Source organism: Bittarella sp. HCP28S3_D9, assembly GCF_052065655.1.
GTDB classification, from domain to species: Bacteria; Bacillota; Clostridia; order Oscillospirales; family Ruminococcaceae; genus Bittarella; species Bittarella massiliensis.
In genome coordinates this window covers 46475-64056 of sequence record NZ_JBQHTP010000014.1, presented here as the reverse complement: position 1 = coordinate 64056, position 17582 = coordinate 46475, and the positions used below count along the sequence as shown (strand labels likewise).

The following is a 17582-nucleotide window of genomic DNA, read 5'->3' as shown; positions in this document are numbered from 1 at the left end:
GGCCCATGCCGCCGCCTCGGCGGGGAGAAGGGGGAATGGGCTTTGGCGACTGTTAGCCTTTGCATGATCGTTCGGGACGAAGAGGACGTTCTGGGCCGCTGCCTGGACAGTGTGGCCGGGGTGGCCGACGAGGTGGTTGTGGTGGACACCGGCTCGAGGGACCGCACCCGGCAGATCGCCCTGGAAAAGGGGGCGCGGGTGTACGACTTTCCCTGGTGTGACGACTTTGCCGCCGCCCGCAACTTCGCCCTGGAGAAGGGGCGGATGGAGTACCTCTTCTGGTTGGACGCCGACGATGTGCTGCTGCCCGCAGACAGGGAGGCGCTGATCGCCCTCAAGGGGGAGCTGGACAAATCGGTGGACATGGTGATGCTGCGCTACAACACCGCCTTTGACCGGGCGGGGCGGCCCACCTTCTCCTTTTACCGGGAACGGCTCTGGCGGCGGGATCGGGGCTTTCGCTTCGAGGGGGCGGTGCACGAGGCGGTGACCCCGCAGGGCAGGGTGATCCGCCGGGAAATCGCCGTCACCCACCAAAAGCTCCACCGACGGGACCCGGGGCGAAATCTGCGCATCTTTGAAAAGGAGGCGGCCAAGGGCCCCCTCACCCCCCGCCAGCAATTCTATTTTGGGCGGGAACTCTGCTACGCCGGCCGGCTGGAGGAGGGGGAGCGGGTGCTGACGGCCTTTTTGGAGGGCGGCCAGGGCTGGGTGGAAAACCAGGTGAGCGCCTGCCGGGAGTTGGCCCGCTGCCTGGACCGGCAGGGGCAGCCGGGGCGGGCGCTGCGGGCCCTTTTTTGGAGTTTTGCCTTTGACCGGCCGCGGGCGGAGGTCTGCTGCGACATTGCCCGTCGGTTTTTCGATAAAGGGCTCTGGCTGCGGGCGATATACTGGTACCGCCGGGCGCTGGAAGTCCCCTTTGACCCCGCGTCGGGCGGCTTTACGGAGCCCGACTGCTACGGCTTTCTGCCCCACATTCAGCTGTGCGTCTGCTACGACCGCCTGGGGGATCGGCGTCGGGCGGAGGAGGAAAACGAGCTCGCCGCCCGCAGCAAGCCGGATCACCCCTCAGTGCGGCAAAACCGGGCCTATTTTCAGGCGCGGCGGCAGCGGGGGGCAGGCGCGAAGGAGGGCGCGTGACCCCTCGTGGCGGGAGGGGGAAAAGGGCTTGCATTTTGCAGGGGGAACGTATATAATAACAACGTACTAAAAATGCCGGTGTGATGGAATTGGCAGACGTAGTGGACTCAAAATCCACCGCTGGTGACAGCGTGCCGGTTCGAGTCCGGCCACCGGCACCATGAAGGGTTGACAAAAAAGATGTCAACCCTTTTTTCTTAGGTTTCATGCGGGTTTGCGGTTTTTTTGGATCAAAATCCGAAAAACGGTTTTACCGTGGATGTCCAAACAGCTATCCGCAGATAAACCCGCCATAGCGGGGTCTTCGCCTGATTTTTCAGGTCGGAGGCCCCGCTATTTTGCGTTTTATATGGGCTACCGGCAAGGGCACTTCACCTTTCGATACATGAATTTCTTAGGATATCGCAAGGGCGCAAATGGCGAGCCTGAAATCGTGCCGGAAGAAGCAAAAATCATTCGGCTCATTGCACAAAACTTCTTGAACGGCGATAGTTTGCGCACCATTAAAAAGACTTTAGAAACTATGGGGGCTTTAACCGCCATCGGCAACAAAAATTGGAGCACCGAATCCATCCAGCGTATTTTGCAGAATGAAAAATATATGGGCGATGTCCTACTCCAGAAAACCCATACCGCCGATTTTATCGAAGGCAAAATCAAAAAGAACAATGGAAAGCTTCCGCAATATTACATTAAAGACAATCATCCTGCCATCATTCCAAGAGAAATGTTTTTTAGAATCCAAGAGGAAATTGCCCGCAGGAACAGCAAAAAGCTTGCCAATGCAAAAAAAGCCAAAACGAACCGTGGTAGATTTACCAGTAAATATGCCCTATCCGAACGGCTGGTCTGCGGCGACTGCGGCTGTTACTTCCGCAGGGTAACATGGAATATCCACGGAAGAAAACAAATCGTCTGGCGCTGCATCAACCGGCTGGAGTTCGGGCCGAAATCTTGCGGAAATTCTCCCAGCCTTGAAGAAGGCGCTCTTCACTCCGACATACTGGAAACCATTCGCTCCCTAATACATGGTCAGCAGGAGGAAATGGCCGCGGCACTGCAGGATACCCTGATACACTGCATTGCCGGAGAAAGTGAGGAAGCCAGCCCCATCGTCATCAAGAACAGGCTCGACGAGCTGGATCAGGAATTGGACAGATTGCTGATGATGGACGGAAACGAAATCATTGACTTACGGATCAAGCAAACCAGTGACGAAATGCTCCGGCTAAAGCAGATGAAAAAACGAGCGGAGCTTGCCGCGCAACAGAATATCGGCAGAGAAAGCAAGGTTAAGGAAATCATGGAACTAATCCGCGCGGAGGATCTCGACCTGACAGAATACTCCGACATATTAGTGTATCGCATCGTTGAGAGAATTACCGTGCTTTCCAAAGAGGAAATCCGCATCCGTTTTGTCGGAGGATTTGAAATTACCCAGCCGCTTCACAAAAAAGCAGGTACAGAGAAACACCGGCAGCGCATGGTCTGCCAGCATTTCTCTGTACCTGCTTTTTTGTTGAGAAATGGGACTGTTTATGGTATAATTTTTTTAGGTTTATACTTATGGTTTCATTAGCTCTTGTGTAACCTCCAAGTTGCATTGGTTCTTTGACCGTACATTTTCATAATGCTACTTGTGTTAGAGGTATTCCATGAAAAAAGAAATCGAGATGCAATTAACAACAATTTTAAATATATTTAAAGAACATGCCCGTGCCGAGTATGTTGGAGTCTACATTGAGAGTTTAGAAAGCGGTACTCTTTCTATTCCTGAAATGATTTTCGACCTTAATAAGCTAATTGAATATTGCGAACAAAATGATGGCTGGAGTAACGAACAACAAGAAATCATTCAATTAATAGAAAAAATTCGCTTTGAAGTGCAACGTGAAGATGCGAAACTTAAAGAAGAAGCACCTGTAAATCGTTTCTGGACAGCTTTTCGGGAATGGATGTATACAGAACTTCCTTCTGCAGATTTGCTGTGCGTCCAATATATAGAGTACGACAATTGGAATGGCGGTACATACTACTTAAGTCTTGATTTTGATAGTCTATGTAGAATGCATTTTGGTACACCGTATTCTAATCAATATGAGGATAAAGACCATTGCGCTTTTTTAGATATCAAAGCATTGATTGAACTATTTTATAGAGAGCTTATTCAAGTTCAAAAGAGATATAAATTTACGGTGGAAGTCAACAAAATGCTTTCTCGCTTTTCAATGCCATATGAGCTCAAAAGTGGGAAGCTTATTAAGAAAGGATATAAGACATCACAGAAAAATGTCCCCATCATTAACTTCCAGATGCTTGAGAGTAAAATCCAATGGTCAGAAGAACGCATATTAGGCTCAAATTGGCTAGACAAGCATACAGCATTGAACTATATTACAGATGCTCTGCAATACTTGCTTTCTTTAATAAATGGCATCTCGAATCAAGAACTTACTGGGAAAAGTCTCAAGCAAAAGAGTGCGTTAATGGCCACCGCCAACGAGAATAGTAAGATGTATAGTGTTCTCATTCGAGAAGTAAATGAAATACAACAAATTGTCAATGAATTCTTTGATATTAGACATAATGAGTATCTTAGCGTATCGACAAAGAAAGAACGTGAGCCCCTTAAAGATTCAATGTTTATAGAGTACCTATATAACAGAATTTATGGTTTACTCTTTTTCCTAAAGGGGAAATACTTAATTTTTCAATCAGGAAATCGTCAACAGAATGTAGTTCAGAATGACAGTACCCCTGACAACGAATCTTTTTGGGATGCTAATTTGCCATTCTAAAATTGACCACAAATCGGAAATTATGCTTGGGACTCAGGAACAAAACCGAACTGTGTGGTATTACAGTTTTATAATTGGATCGACTTCACTATACTCGTTGTAGTTGAGATAAATTTTTGAGTTTTCCAGACTTATCCTTTATAATATATGTAATAGTTCTACGGTGAGCCTTTGTGCCACCAAGGCAGCCGTGTGGGTGTATTCTCATGCGGCTTCTTTGCAAAAAGGGGCAGATGTATATGCGGACTAAAAGAATTATTGCTAAGTGTGAACAGCATCCAGGATATGGTGCAGGTGCCGGTGACACAGAATATTTTGAATATGAATGTCCTTGTGGAAGAGGAACAATTATTGAGGAGCATGACAATATCCCAGGATTTAGAGAGCATAATGTATATCTTCACTGTGATACATGCAGTAAGAAGTACTTCATTGATACTTCCTCTGGAATAAGAAATTGGAGAATCGTTCAAAAGAGGGTAACCGGGATGAAAACACAACCGTATATTTGTCGAGTTCATATTGAAAACTTCAGAAACTTCCATTCAGTAGATTTTTCTCTTGGTGAAAAGCAGGTATTAATTGGTGAAAACGCAGTTGGCAAAAGCAATCTTCTTTACGCACTTCAACTGATTCTTGATCCAACGCTTTCTGAAAAAGACAGAATGCTTGAAGAATCCGATTTTTGGGATGGTATAGAAAACCCTATGGATAATGGGCACCATATATTAATTGAGATTTATCTCGCAAATTTCGAGGATAATAAGAATTTACTTGCTCAGTTGGCTGATGCGTCGGCGATGGTGGAAGGCAAAGAAAGACTAAAAATCAGCTACAAGTTTTTTAAAAAAGATGCTGCAAAACCAGACTATAGTTATATCATCTATAAGGGAAATGATGAAAGCCGGGCTTTTACATATGAAGATCGAAAAATACTTAATATTCGTGTGATAAAAGCCATCCGTGATGTTGAGGCAGAAATGAAAAGTTCCCGGACTTCTCCTCTAACACAAATTATTAAACAAAAATATACTGTTAGCAAGGATGTACTTTCAGAGATATCAAAGGCTCTTGATGAAAAAGGCGCAGATACTTTACAAATTGGTCAAGTAAATGATTTAGAGAGTAGATTGCAGCGGTTATTGAATGACATGGTGTCCTTTAGCGCAGATGAGTTCAATGTTTCTCTAAAAACAATGAATATTGATGCGACTAAACTTCTCTATGCCCTACGACCTCTAATTAACAGCCGAGAAACGGGCAACACGAGTTTGGGAATCAACAATATTCTCTATATAGCTTTGATTCTACTACTCATTGAGGATGATACAATCAAAACATTCCTATCAGGCGATTTATATCGTGAATTGATAAAACAGGATCATGAACATTTACTTGAAAGAAGTTATGAAAAATCCGCCAGTTCTGATGACTACGCCTTAAACCTTTCGGCTCTACAAGATGCTACATTATATGATAGTCTATATGCGCTCTTTTCGGATTTTGTTCCAACAGCGAATGGCGTCACCATTCTTGCTGTCGAGGAACCCGAATCGCATCTCCACCCAATTTATCAGCGGCTCCTCTATCGCCATATTATGAATAAAACTAATACATCTGTGATGATCACAACTCACTCAACACATATATCTTCAGTTGCACCCATTAGATCTCTTGTTCATCTAATCATCACAAAAGATGGAACCAAGGTAAAAACAACAGCGGACATTGATTTGCGTTCAGACGATTATTCTGATTTAACACGATACATTGATGTCAAACGAGGAGAACTTTATACTGCTAAAGGCATTATTTTTGTGGAGGGAATTTCCGAAGAATATTTAGTTCCCAGTTTTTCAAAAGCCAAAGGATGCGACCTCGATCGTCTGGGCGTAGTGATTTGCAACATAAACTCTACGAATTTTGAACCATATTGTCGCTTTGCCGGTGCACTTGGTATTCCATATGTGATTATTACCGATGGTGATTATTATCATATAGTTGATGAAAAGAAACATTTTGGAAATATTGAAGATGCAAGTCATGTAAGCAAGGGATTTGATGGACTCGATCGTATTTATCAAATGAATCAAGGCGCTGTTGATCCTGAGTATATTCATTGGGATTACGATCAAAAGCGCAAATACTTTGAAACACTTGGCGCCTTTATTGGCGAATACACACTTGAGGTGGATATTTTCAAAAAGTCCACTGGGCAAGATCGAACTGTTTTATGTTCTGTTTTTGATCAATTAACAAAGGGCGGCAAGACTCAAAAGGATAATTTCTCTGCTGAACTTTCCGCTGGTAGGTATGACAAATGTCTTGCCAAAATAGAGTCAACTTATAGTGGAATTGGTAAAGGCCGCTTCTCCCAGCGGCTAGCCACATATGTATCTGCATCGATGATTCCAGAATATGTATCGAATGCAATCGATGCGATTGTTGCAAAAGTTAGGTGACTATAGTGAATGCTTATTTTGAGAAAAAACTACAGAAAATAAGCAAAGATGATATGCAGTTTGCTGCATATCAAGCTGTAAATAACACAGTTGTAATTGCAGGACCCGGAAGCGGAAAAACAACGGTTCTGACTTTGAAAGTTATACAGCTACTAACCGAAATGATTTATCCTCCACGTGGCCTTGCGTGTTTAACATATAGCACAGAGGCCGCTCGAGAATTCAAGGGTCGATTAGCAAAGTTAGGACTGGAAAAACGAAAAAATGTTTTTCTGGGTACTGTTCATAGTTTCTGTCTTGCAGAAATTATCATCCCTTTTGCGTCGCTATATCCTCAATATAAAATACCAGTGCCTATTCGAATAATTTCTGATTCTGAAAAAAAGCGCTTTTTTAACTCTCAAGACTATGCAGGAAATCCAAAACTCACGGATGTAGATAAAGAGCGTACAAGAAACATACGTGGAATTAGCCGTGTAGAAATTGAAAGCTATGACATTGCACTAAAAGCTGCCAACTCTTTTGAAGAACTCCTGATGCAGGAGGGATATCTTGATTTTATTAGTATGATAAAACTGGCTGTGGAACTTATTAAAAATGAGCCCTATGTACGCAAAGCACTTGAAGCAAAATATCCTTGGATTATTGTTGATGAATATCAAGATTTGGGAAAGCCGCTTCATGAACTTATTTTAACTCTCTTGGATCTTACAAAAATCAAGGTATTCGCTGTTGGAGATGCAGACCAATCGATTTATGATTTTCAAGGTGCTGCTCCCGATTATCTTATAGAACTAAGCCAACGCCAAGATGTTTCCTGCATTCGGTTAAAAAATAACTATCGAAGTTCACAAACGATAGTTGATGCATCCGAATATATCCTGGAAAGTAGCCGTGGATATATTGCTTCGGGAGAATTACGAAACTTCCACGCAGAACTCGAATTTATCGAATGTTCCGCTGGGATGGAAGAACAGTATGAACAGGCAATTGAGAAGATACGTAAATTTCACGAAGAGGGTGTACTATACCATGAAATAGCAGTTTTAGTTGGCAGCAATAAACAAGTAACGGAATTGGCTCAAGAATGTTCAAAGCAGAACATTCCTGCATATATTGCCCGTCAAACATTTCGGCTGACGGATCTTATCATTTGGATTCAAAACTGTGCAAAATGGGTTACAGATAAACGCTCGGTTTCCTTTGATGAAATTTGTTCAACGTGGAGAATGTTTATTTCTCAAAAGTATATCGTTGATGAAAGTGATAACTTTTTTCTCAAAAAAAGAATTTTGGAAACTTTAACTGCAAGTAAGGCTTATGCAGACAATTTATTAGAATGGCTAAGTTATCTTGATAAAGAGATTGGGATAATTTCTATTTTTACTGCTTCCAATCGATACCCTGACGAGGTTAGCAATTTTAACAAGTTGCTGGAAACAGTGCGGAGTCATGATACACAACTAACGATAACATTTCTAACACGGCTTGGTATACCGGAAAATCAAGTTGTCCTGACAACCAGGCACAGTTCTAAAGGGCTTGAATTTGATATTGTAATATTGTTGGGGATGGAAAAGGATAGTTTTCCAAGTTTCTACGATAACACTCCAAGAAAATTGGCAGAAGCCAGGCGACTTTGTTTTGTATCAGTCAGTCGCGCACGAAAAGTGTGTATTCTTATTCGTTCGAAGCTTTTGCAAAATAAATACGGAAAATGGTTCAGTAAAGAACCTTCTCCATTTTGGGTTGCATTGCAAGAGTTTCAAAATAGTCAGAATAATTAATAAGGTTTTCGATTGATTGTTTGTGCTCTTTAATAGTTTAGGATGCTCTGGTGTCGACCTACTGGAGCCTGAGCAATAGTTAGCACATATTTTATTGTGACAGTTTCTTTTCTGGTAACACGAGATATCGAGAAGCAAAAATGAAAATATTTATAGTGCAAAACAGTTCAGACCTCGGATCTTTCATTTTGGGTCGGTATCTTTTTTGTCAATGCTTCCCATTAGACAGAGTCTGGGCGCAGTTCGCGTTCCAGGCTCTTTCTTTTTTCCCTCTTTAGGCCCGCGTCGGCAGGGGGTGTCCGTTTTATCGACACCTCTCCTAAAATCCGAAGATATTTTCCACTTGCAATCTTTTCGGATTACTGTTGAGGAGGAGGCCATTTTGACAGGCATGTTTTTGTAAATCGCGAATGATATATGTATGATACTGGAGAAGTTATTATGACGGAGCCGCCCGTATGGCAAAATCAGAGTTATTTGAAGCTGATGGTCCAGCAGTGGTGTGCTTTTTACAAGACCCTCCGATTTTTGGTGAAAATGCATTGCGCATGGTTGAATCTGTATACTGGCAGGCAAATCACGATCGTGAGATCCCCATTCATTTCTCGCTTCGCTTGATGCTTGAAACTGACGTTTCTTTACTCCCCCGGGGCGTTTCGCGAAAGCACATCAATTCAAAAAAGAGTTTGAACGCCAATTTTGTTCCAATTTTTTGCCCAGAGTGGAGTGCCCGTGCTGTGAGCCGGGCATCCTTTTACAGCGCAAATCCAGGCAAAAGCCTTGCCCCGCAAGTGGGAGAGCCATATATAATGCTTTTTCACCGACTGCTTTGTGCCTGCAAATACAGTGCCGCTCTTTTAGAGAACAGATTGCATCCCCGCGCGCTTGGGGCTTTGAAGCGACATTGGAAAGCGGTCTTGCGCCTGCCAAGAAGCGGGGCCGGAGAAGCGCCAATGGACAGCCTGCGGCCGCCGTTTCTCTGGCTTTTTCCTCATTGAGGAAACGGTCGGTTTGTAGTATAGTGTCTTTATAGTTGGTTTGAATAGGGAAAATGGGTCGGCCAAAAGACAAATCTGGATTTGAATTCCTCAAAATCATAGGCATTCGCCGCTGATTATAGGGCGTTAATGAAGTCCTCTGAAACCGCCCCAAACAAAGGATTTTTCGCAATCTGCTCACCGAATCCCTTTATTAAATGTTACACCGTTTCTACAACGCCCGCGCAGCTCATAAGGGCAAAAGCAAGGGCAAGAAAAACCCATAACAGGATATAACAAGGTGTGGCAATCGGGAGCCTGTGACATATGTGCGAATACATCAACGGAACTATTATACAGGAGGATTTCACAATGGAAAAGACCATTTATAACGAAAGCAACGGTTTATGGTACGAACTGCAGGGCGATTACTACATTCCATGCTTGACAGTACCAGCCGAAGAAGAAAAACCTATTGGCATTTGGGGGCAGCGGCATCTGCGGCACATAAAGCAGGAGCGAAAAGCTCTTTACACGGAACTGCTGACCAGCGGCAGGCTGAATACATACCTTGCCGACATCAACGAACAGGCAGCGGAACAAATGCTCCTGCTGACAGAGCAAATGGCCGAACGTGAGGGGGTCACCGAACAGCTCAAAGCGCAGGATCAGATGCAATGGGTGCAGCGGATGAATAACATCCGTGACAGGGCAACAGAGATCGTTAATCATGATCTGATCTACATATAAGGTAAAGGTATCGGGCGGCGGGGAGCAATCCCCGCCACTCTTATCTCTTTTGACAAATAATTGTACGGCTTATTCAGAAGTAGATATAGGTAGGAGTATATTCTCCGCCCAAATTTGCAATCAGCTTTGCTTTGGAGTGTGGCCAGAAAAAATGTGTTGCTTTGTTGTTTGAACAACATACAATCCTTCTAAGTATGTTTATAATAAATACAGAAAAATACAAAGGAGGTCTATCACTATGGCAAAGAAGCTTGATTTGAATAAAACTGTCTATGAATTGACACAGGAATACCCTGAGCTGATCGAGATCATGGCAGGGCTCGGTTTTACCGAGATCATTAAAAAGCCCATGCTGCACTCCGTCGGCAAGATCATGACGATTCCCAAAGGCGCGAAGATGAAGAATATCTCTATGATGGATGTCGTGACAACCTTGATGGGCAAAGGCTTCGAGCTTGTCGGTGAGATGCCGGACATGTCTTCTGCGCCGCAGGCTGGTGCGGAGAAAACAAATGTGAACAATCCTCCCGCAAGCCGCACCGAACAGCTCAAGACCTATCTGAAAAGGCTGGGCGAAGGCGAAAAACTGGAGACTGTACGGGCGGACTTCGTCCGTGAGTTTAGCGACGTCGAGGCATCGGAGATCATGCAGGCGGAACAGGAGCTCATGAAAGAGGGAACACCGCTTTCTGAAGTGCAGAGGCTCTGCGACGTCCACTCCGCCCTGTTCCATGGCGCGACAACCGAGGAGAAAATAGCCAATGCAGAAAAGGAAGTCGAAGCCTCCCTCCTGCGAAAAAAGGCGCATGAGGAGCTGGCGAAGAGAGACTCCTTCCCCAAAAAGGACTACACGGATAAGAACGCCCGCGCCGCCGAACTGGAGGCAATAGCCGGGCATCCTCTGTACACGCTGACAAAAGAAAACGACGCGCTTACCGATTTGCTTGCCAGATTTAAGGAGGGCAAGGATGAATCGCTTATCCCGGCGATTCGTGATCTTTCGATCCATTATGCCAAAAAGGGCGATATGCTCTATCCCCTGCTGAAGGTGAAATACGGCGTCTCCGGTCCCTCCGATGTGATGTGGACGGTGGACGACGAGATTCGCGATGAACTTAGTGCGCTTGCAAAGGAAAACGATCACGGCGCAGAATGGAGCGCCAGGCTGGACGCCGTGCTGACCCGGGCCGAGGAAATGATCTACAAGGAGCAGAACATCCTGTTCCCAATCTGCGCAGTGAACTTCACAGAGGAGGAATGGTACGGCATCTACCACGACGAGAAGGATTACGACCTGTGCTTCGGCGTGGAACAGGAACGCTGGGAGACTGCGGAGGGCAGGAAGGTTTCCACAGTCTTCGATGCGGTGGGCGAGATCGTAATGCCCGGCGGTCACATGACCGTGGAACAGCTGACCGCGCTTTTGAATACGATCCCGATGGAAATTACCTTTGTGGATGCGGATAACATTAACCGCTTCTTCAATGAAGGACCGAAGGTCTTCAAGCGCCCCGGCATGGCCATTGACCGGGAAGTGTTCTCCTGCCATCCGCCAAAGATCGAGCCGATGGTGCGCCAGATCATCGACGATTTCAGGAACAATCGCCGTGACGAGGTGCCTGTCTGGATGGAAAAGGGTGGCCGCACGATGCTGGTGAAATACATGGCGGTGCGTGACAATTCAGGAGCGTATCTCGGTACGGTGGAGCTTGTGCAAGACATGGAGTTTGCAAAAACATTTTTTCTTGGCGAAAACAAGTAGTGCCGGGTAAAACAAAAGTCTTCCCGTCTAAGTCGGCGAGAAGACTTTTTGCTTAATAATCATGTTGATCCATTTAGCGTGAACTCGTTCTTGTGGTAAGTAATCAATCCGTCCTTCTGCATCTTGGACAGTTCATTGGACATGGCGCTGCGGTCTACGGCAAGATAGTCGGCAAGCTGCTGGCGGTCGAAGGGAATGGTAAAGCGCGAGCTTCTGTGTTCCAGCGCCTGCTCCGAAAGATAAGAAAGCAGGCGTTCCCGGAGAGATTTTGACGCGGTATGCATCATGCGCGAAGAGAGATTCAGGTTCTTCTGTGCGGAAATCCGAAGCATATTCTGAATGATGCGGGTATGGAATGCGCATCCTCTCGGGCAGGTAGTCAGCATATTCCGCATACTCAGAAAGAGTACTTCGGTCTCCTCGCAGGCAACAACGTCGCAAAGCAGCTCCTTGCCGGGAATTGCCGCATAGTTTTCTGCAAAAACCTGTCCTTTTCCCACATGACCGAAAATATGGCTGTTTCCCCAGTAAAAATTGACGACGATATTCACACTGCCGGATTCCACAAGCCCGATTTCGCTGACAGAGGACCCCGCCCGGATAATAATCTCATCCTTTTTGTATTTGCGCTCTTTCGCACCCAGGCAGCTAAGCAGCTCCGAGATTTCGCTCTCGCTGATTCCATGAAACAGCGGCGTGTTGGAAAGAAAAAAAGTATTCATGAAAATCATCCTTCCGTTGTTGCAACAACATACGCGTTGTTTCGATTATAGTATAATCAGAGCAGAAAATCAAGAACAGGGAGGAAAAACTTATGGGAACCACAGTTGTAAACAGGAAAACCTTGATCGGTGAAATCGTAAACCAGTACCCGGAAACGGCGGAGGTGCTGCTCGGAATCGGTATGCACTGCCTCGGCTGTCCAGCTTCCCAGGCGGAGAGTCTTGAGGATGCCTGCGCCGTTCATGGGGTTGATCCTGAAAGCGTCATAAAGGCCATCAACGATAAAATCGCCGATAGCGGAAAGTAAGCGGATCATGAGCGCATTTTTAGGACCAATCCACTTCTGGCTGTATAACAAGATTGGCAAGCAGGAGGAACTCACCAAAGCGATTGCCTCCATGGCTGCCGGGAACGGCTGGATTTCAGATCGTACTGCTTACATCAGAGACCTGCCCGCATTGGAAGACGTCATTGATGAAAGCAATATCCACGGCTGGCTTCAAGATCAGATTCATGATGCGGAAACGAGGTATGCGGATTTGATTCAGACTGTCCTTACCACGCATCCCGAAAGATTGGAGGAAATCAGCAAAGTCGCGTTTCGCTATGGCCGGAGGAACGGAAGGGACGCAGAAAAAGCTACGGACGTTTTCCGCATCTTTGAAGATTTCTTCGTCAACGGTATGCCGTGTGACAGAGTGAATGCTGTCGTAACTGAATCCGATGATGAAGTCTCTTGGCAAATGACGCAGGATATTCACGCACAGTACTGGAACGGAGAGACGAATATCTACTACGAGCTCCGAGACTGCGTGATGCGCGGCATGTTGGATGGTACTCCTTTTGCGCTTGACAGTCGGGACGATGCCCGCTTTACGATCAAAAGAACATGATGATGAAGGAGAAGGTCGGAGAAGTATTCTCCATCGCAATGGACAATCCGGCGATTCCCGGCTGCACGATCTCCAAAGCCGTGCATGACGGAGCAAACGACATCATTTGCTTTTCCTTGGCCAGGAATACGGATATCAGCGCAGAGATTTATCCGTATCACAAACTGATTATTATGGCGGAAGGCGTCATAGAGATCTACGGGGCAGACGGCTTTAGGCGGAACCTCCATACCAGCGAGAGCATTATAACCCTAACGGATACACCGATGGGAATACGAACAGCGGAAGGTGCTGTTTATACAGAAGTTTCGATCAGGAGGAGCGATATCATGAACGAGGCAATCAAGGCGGGTGAAGTTTTCAGACTGGCAGAAATTGTCCCCTATCAGGACGGCAAGATCGTCAACATGGATGTCGTGCATAACGACAAGATGAAGTTTGTTATCATGGCCTTTGATGCGGGCACCGAATTGTCCGAACACGCCGCTCCGGGCGAAGCGCTCATCTTCGTGTTGGATGGCGAGGGCGTGATTGGCTACGAAGGAAAAGAACATCCCATCAAAGCCGGTGAGAATTTCCGTTTTGCCAAAGCAGGAATTCACAGCGTCAAGGCAGCCAAGCGGTTTAAGATGGCACTGCTGTTGACCCTAGAATCATAAAAACGAAGAAGGCGAAGATCTGACAAGGGTGTAACCATCGTGCGCATGGAGGTGCCCTGCTGCGGAGGCCTCGAAATGGGGGCAAAAAATGCGCTTCAAGCAAGCGGCAAGTTCATCCTGTGGCAGATTGTGACGATTTCCCGCGACGGAAGAATTCTTGATTAAATGAGGAGAAAACGAAATGGACAAGTACCTATGTGAGCCCTGCGGATATATCTACGATCCGGCGATCGGCGATCCGGAAGGTGGAATAGCTCCGGGAACAGCATTTGAAGACATTCCCGATGATTGGGTGTGCCCAATCTGTGGTGTGGGAAAAGACATGTTTGTAAAGGCCGACTAAGTGAATGGCAAAAAACGAAAGGAGCAAAAACCAATGAAAAAATGTGAAATGTTCTGCTATCAGTGTCAGGAGACGGCGAGGGGCACCGGCTGCACAAAGGTCGGCGTATGCGGAAAGAGACCCGAACTGTCGTCCATGCTCGATCTGCTGATCTATGTGACGAAGGGGCTTTCCTGCGTGACCACTAAACTCCGGGAGGAAGGAAAAGAGATCGGAAAGGACGTCAACCATCTCGTGACCGTCAACCTGTTTACTACGATTACCAACGCGAACTTCGATCGCGACGCAATCGTTGCGAGAATCAAGGAAACGCTCAAAGTCAAGGAAGACCTGCGCTCGAAGCTGACTGACCTGGACTCCCTGCCGGAAGCGGCGCTTTGGAACGGAAGCGAGAGTGAGTTCGACGCAAAAGCGGATTCCGACGCGGTCGGCGTTCTCTCGACGGAGAATGAAGACATCCGTTCCTTGCGCGAGATGATTACCTACGGTCTCAAGGGGCTTGCGGCATACTCCAAGCACGCCAACGCCTTGATGCAGGACAACGAAAAAATCGACGCTTTCCTTCAGCGCGCACTGGCAAAGACTTTGGACGATAGCCTCACAGTTGACGATCTGGTGGCGCTGACGCTGGAGACCGGGAAGTTCGGCGTGGACGGCATGGCGCTTCTCGATTCCGCCAATACCGGCGCATACGGAAATCCTGAAATCACAGAGGTCAATATCGGCGTCCGGAACAACCCCGGCATTTTGATTTCCGGTCATGACCTGAAGGATCTGGAACAGCTTCTGGAGCAGACAAAGGGCACGGGAGTGGACGTCTACACTCACTCCGAAATGCTTCCTGCGCACTATTATCCGGCATTCAAAAAGTACGATCACTTTGCAGGGAACTATGGAAACGCATGGTGGAAGCAGAAGGAGGAGTTCGAGACCTTCAACGGACCGATTCTCATGACCACGAACTGCATCGTTCCTCCTGCCGATTCCTACAAGGACAGACTGTGGACAACCGGTGCCGCAGGTTATCCGGGATGCCGCCACATCGAAGGCGAGTACGGAACCGTCAAGGACTTCTCTGCCATCATCGAACAGGCTAAGACTTGTGCACCGCCGCAGGAAATCGAAACCGGAAGCATCATCGGCGGTTTTGCGCACGAGCAGGTCTTTGCTCTGGCGGATAAGGTCGTGGAGGCCATCAAGTCCGGCGCGATCCGCAAGTTTGTAGTTATGGCGGGCTGCGACGGCAGAATGAAGTCCAGAGAATATTACAAGGAATTTGCTGAAAAACTGCCGAGGGATGTGGTAATTCTAACCGCAGGCTGTGCCAAGTACAAGTACAACAAGCTTGCTTTGGGAGATATCGGCGGCATTCCCCGCGTGCTGGATGCCGGACAGTGCAACGACTCTTATTCTCTGGCGCTGATTGCCCTGAAATTGAAGGAGGTCTTTGGGCTGGACGATGTCAACGACCTGCCGATTGCGTTCAATATCGCATGGTACGAGCAGAAAGCAGTCATTGTGCTTCTCGCCCTGTTGTATCTGGGCGTCAAGAATATCCATCTGGGTCCGACGCTCCCCGCCTTCCTCTCTCCCAATGTGGCGAAGGTGCTGGTGGAGAACTTCGGCATCGCCGGTATCGGCACGGTGGACGAAGACCTAAAGCTTCTTGTCGGTGAGACAGCATAAAAACATACCTTCAGTTTATATTGACGCCCTGCAAGCCTCAAACTTGCAGGGCGTTCCTATGTATGCACCGCAGGGGCTTCCTGCGGTGTATTTTTCTGTCTTAGCGTCCTCTGTCATAATCGTGGCTGCGGGGTCGTGTTTGCTGCCGCCGTGCGTCATTCCGGCGTTTGGCCTCCGCCTCCATATCCCGGAGCTTCTTTCGGATGCTCTCCTTTTCAGGCGGTTTCTGCTGGGGCTGCTGCCCTCCGTGGACTTGCCGCTCCCATGCGGCCAGGTCACGGTTGTACTGCTCCACAAGGGCGGTGGCGTCGTCATACGTCCTCTTGAACGCCTGTACGTCGGGGTAACCGTCCTCTTTGAGGATACCGGGCAACAGGTCCATCCGACGGTCAATTTCCTGTTGTACACCTGAAATCTTTTCCTGTAAGGCCTTACGCTCTTTGCCCCTGAAAAGCCCGGTCGTCTCGGCAAGCTGCTTTTCCAACTTTGGAAGCTCCCCGTGCATGAGTTGCTTGATGGCCCTGGCTTCGTCCTGTACCTTGACCATCAGCTTCTGCATGGTGCGGTATTCCGCCATATCAACTGACAGCGTAGGCTTGGGCGGGATCTCTGTCTCCCGAATCAATACCTGTAGGATTTCCTTGGCCTTTTGGATGATACCCCGGAACAGTCCCGGCAGCCAGCCGTGCTTCTGTACGGACCGGGTGGCCTCGTCGTAGACGTGTTCATTTCTGATCTCTATGATCTTGGATTCTTCGATCCCGGATACCAGCGCCATATCCGCCGTCCTGTTCCAGTCCTGCCGTGCGGCATTATCCGCCTCGATCTCAGCCTCTTTCGGATTGTTCTTCCCGATCTTCTTGGTGGGGAGGTAGACGCTGTTCGGGTCAAAGACCTTTAGCCGCCTCTCCGGGTCGTGAATGTGGCGGTTGATCAGAGCGGTGTAGAACTGCTTGGCTTCATCCAAGAAAAGCTCATTCTTGAATACCTCGTCCTTTGCCGTGAACAGGTGTTTTTCGTAGGCCTCGCCTTTCTTGATGACGATACAGCCCTCACGAATTTGGCCATCCTCACCGGTGATCTCCTTCTTTGTCCGTACCCGCTTGCCGAGTTCATCATAGAACACGCTGCGGGTGGCGATCTTGACCTCCGGCTCTGGCAGCAAGCGCCGCTCTGAAAAGATCAGATGGATATGATAGTTTTTCTTCGTCTTGTTGTGGTGGAGCGCCGAGACACATTCCACGTCGTACCGCTTCTTGAACTGCTCCGTGAACTCCCGCAGCACCTGGTTGGGATCAAACTTCGTGTATTCCTCCGGCAGAGCAATGATTAATTCCCGCGCCTCGATACATTTTCCCTCTGTCCCGAAGCGTTTGAATTCTTCCTGACACTCCTTCGCCAGATCGTTCCAGAAGGTCATATCTTCCCTTGTGGAGAAGGTGGCGTAGAGGTATTCCTGCCGCTTGGGGTCTGAGATATACGATATTCTTCCCTTGACATTGGACAGCTTCGACATCTGGATAAAGCTGTGCCGTGCCATCGTTCACCTCCGTTCTTTCGCCTTTCGTCTCCCCGTATGTTGTCACGCCGCCGCAGCGGTGG

15 protein-coding genes, 1 tRNA gene and 1 pseudogene are annotated in these 17582 nt (G+C 47.5%); 15 read left to right on the top strand and 2 right to left on the bottom strand.

Going from position 1 to position 17582, the window contains the following annotated elements; translation table 11 throughout:
• The first annotated feature begins 42 nt into the window (after window positions 1–42).
• From ACTNAU_RS08785 to ACTNAU_RS08745, 9 genes are all read left to right on the top strand, one after another.
• Window positions 43–1140: a tetratricopeptide repeat-containing glycosyltransferase family 2 protein gene (locus ACTNAU_RS08785; protein WP_441098189.1), complete on the top strand. Its 1098-nt coding sequence runs from the start codon at window positions 43–45 to the stop codon at window positions 1138–1140.
• A gap of 74 nt (window positions 1141–1214) precedes the next feature.
• Window positions 1215–1301 (top strand) — tRNA-Leu (locus ACTNAU_RS08780).
• Window positions 1302–1399: 98 nt separating this feature from the next.
• Window positions 1400–2719, top strand: coding sequence for a recombinase family protein (locus ACTNAU_RS08775; protein ID WP_441098188.1), 1320 nt, complete (start codon window positions 1400–1402; stop codon window positions 2717–2719).
• Window positions 2720–2795: 76 nt separating this feature from the next.
• On the top strand, window positions 2796–3938 hold the full coding sequence (locus tag ACTNAU_RS08770) for a hypothetical protein (RefSeq protein WP_441098187.1): 1143 nt from the start codon (window positions 2796–2798) through the stop codon (window positions 3936–3938).
• Window positions 3939–4171: 233 nt separating this feature from the next.
• Window positions 4172–6400, top strand: a complete 2229-nt coding sequence (locus tag ACTNAU_RS08765; RefSeq protein WP_441098186.1) for an AAA family ATPase — start codon at window positions 4172–4174, stop codon at window positions 6398–6400.
• Complete coding sequence (locus ACTNAU_RS08760) at window positions 6397–8187, top strand: ATP-dependent helicase (RefSeq protein ID WP_441098185.1); 1791 nt, start codon at window positions 6397–6399, stop codon at window positions 8185–8187. Before ACTNAU_RS08765 ends, ACTNAU_RS08760 begins: the two co-directional genes overlap by 4 nt.
• 458 nt (window positions 8188–8645) lie before the next feature.
• Window positions 8646–9185, top strand: coding sequence for a hypothetical protein (locus tag ACTNAU_RS08755; protein WP_441098184.1), 540 nt, complete (start codon window positions 8646–8648; stop codon window positions 9183–9185).
• 351 nt (window positions 9186–9536) lie between these two features.
• On the top strand, window positions 9537–9914 hold the full coding sequence (locus ACTNAU_RS08750; protein ID WP_050006599.1) for a TnpV protein: 378 nt from the start codon (window positions 9537–9539) through the stop codon (window positions 9912–9914).
• Between the two features lie 238 nt (window positions 9915–10152).
• Window positions 10153–11676, top strand: a complete 1524-nt coding sequence (locus tag ACTNAU_RS08745) for a DUF438 domain-containing protein (protein ID WP_050006790.1) — start codon at window positions 10153–10155, stop codon at window positions 11674–11676.
• A 59-nt stretch (window positions 11677–11735) separates the two neighbouring features.
• Here ACTNAU_RS08745 and ACTNAU_RS08740 read toward each other — a convergent pair whose 3' ends face one another.
• Complete coding sequence (locus ACTNAU_RS08740) at window positions 11736–12398, bottom strand: Crp/Fnr family transcriptional regulator (protein WP_050006791.1); 663 nt, start codon at window positions 12396–12398, stop codon at window positions 11736–11738.
• A gap of 92 nt (window positions 12399–12490) precedes the next feature.
• On the opposite strand from ACTNAU_RS08740, the gene ACTNAU_RS08735 reads away from it, so the two are divergent.
• The 6 genes and pseudogenes from ACTNAU_RS08735 to hcp all read left to right on the top strand — a co-directional run bounded on the left by ACTNAU_RS08735 (window position 12491) and on the right by hcp (window position 15980).
• Window positions 12491–12706, top strand: coding sequence for a DUF1858 domain-containing protein (locus ACTNAU_RS08735; RefSeq protein WP_050006789.1), 216 nt, complete (start codon window positions 12491–12493; stop codon window positions 12704–12706).
• A gap of 7 nt (window positions 12707–12713) precedes the next feature.
• A complete protein-coding gene (locus ACTNAU_RS08730; RefSeq protein ID WP_118040995.1) occupies window positions 12714–13292 on the top strand; it encodes a hypothetical protein in 579 nt (192 codons plus the stop codon).
• The gene (locus tag ACTNAU_RS08725) at window positions 13289–13951 is read left to right on the top strand and encodes a cupin domain-containing protein (protein ID WP_333490518.1); all 663 of its coding nucleotides are present in this window, start codon (window positions 13289–13291) and stop codon (window positions 13949–13951) included. Before ACTNAU_RS08730 ends, ACTNAU_RS08725 begins: the two co-directional genes overlap by 4 nt.
• Window positions 13952–13978: 27 nt before the next feature.
• Window positions 13979–14116 (top strand): annotated as a pseudogene (locus ACTNAU_RS08720) (ferredoxin); the annotation flags it as partial.
• A 16-nt stretch (window positions 14117–14132) separates the two neighbouring features.
• Window positions 14133–14294 (top strand): rubredoxin, encoded by a 162-nt coding sequence (rd, locus tag ACTNAU_RS08715; protein ID WP_118040991.1) that lies wholly within the window; start codon window positions 14133–14135, stop codon window positions 14292–14294.
• A 33-nt stretch (window positions 14295–14327) separates the two neighbouring features.
• On the top strand, window positions 14328–15980 hold the full coding sequence (gene hcp / locus ACTNAU_RS08710; RefSeq protein WP_118040989.1) for a hydroxylamine reductase: 1653 nt from the start codon (window positions 14328–14330) through the stop codon (window positions 15978–15980).
• A 100-nt stretch (window positions 15981–16080) separates the two neighbouring features.
• On the opposite strand, the gene ACTNAU_RS08705 is transcribed toward hcp, so the two are convergent.
• Complete coding sequence (locus tag ACTNAU_RS08705; RefSeq protein ID WP_441098183.1) at window positions 16081–17496, bottom strand: MobA/MobL family protein; 1416 nt, start codon at window positions 17494–17496, stop codon at window positions 16081–16083.
• Window positions 17497–17582 lie beyond the last annotated feature (86 nt).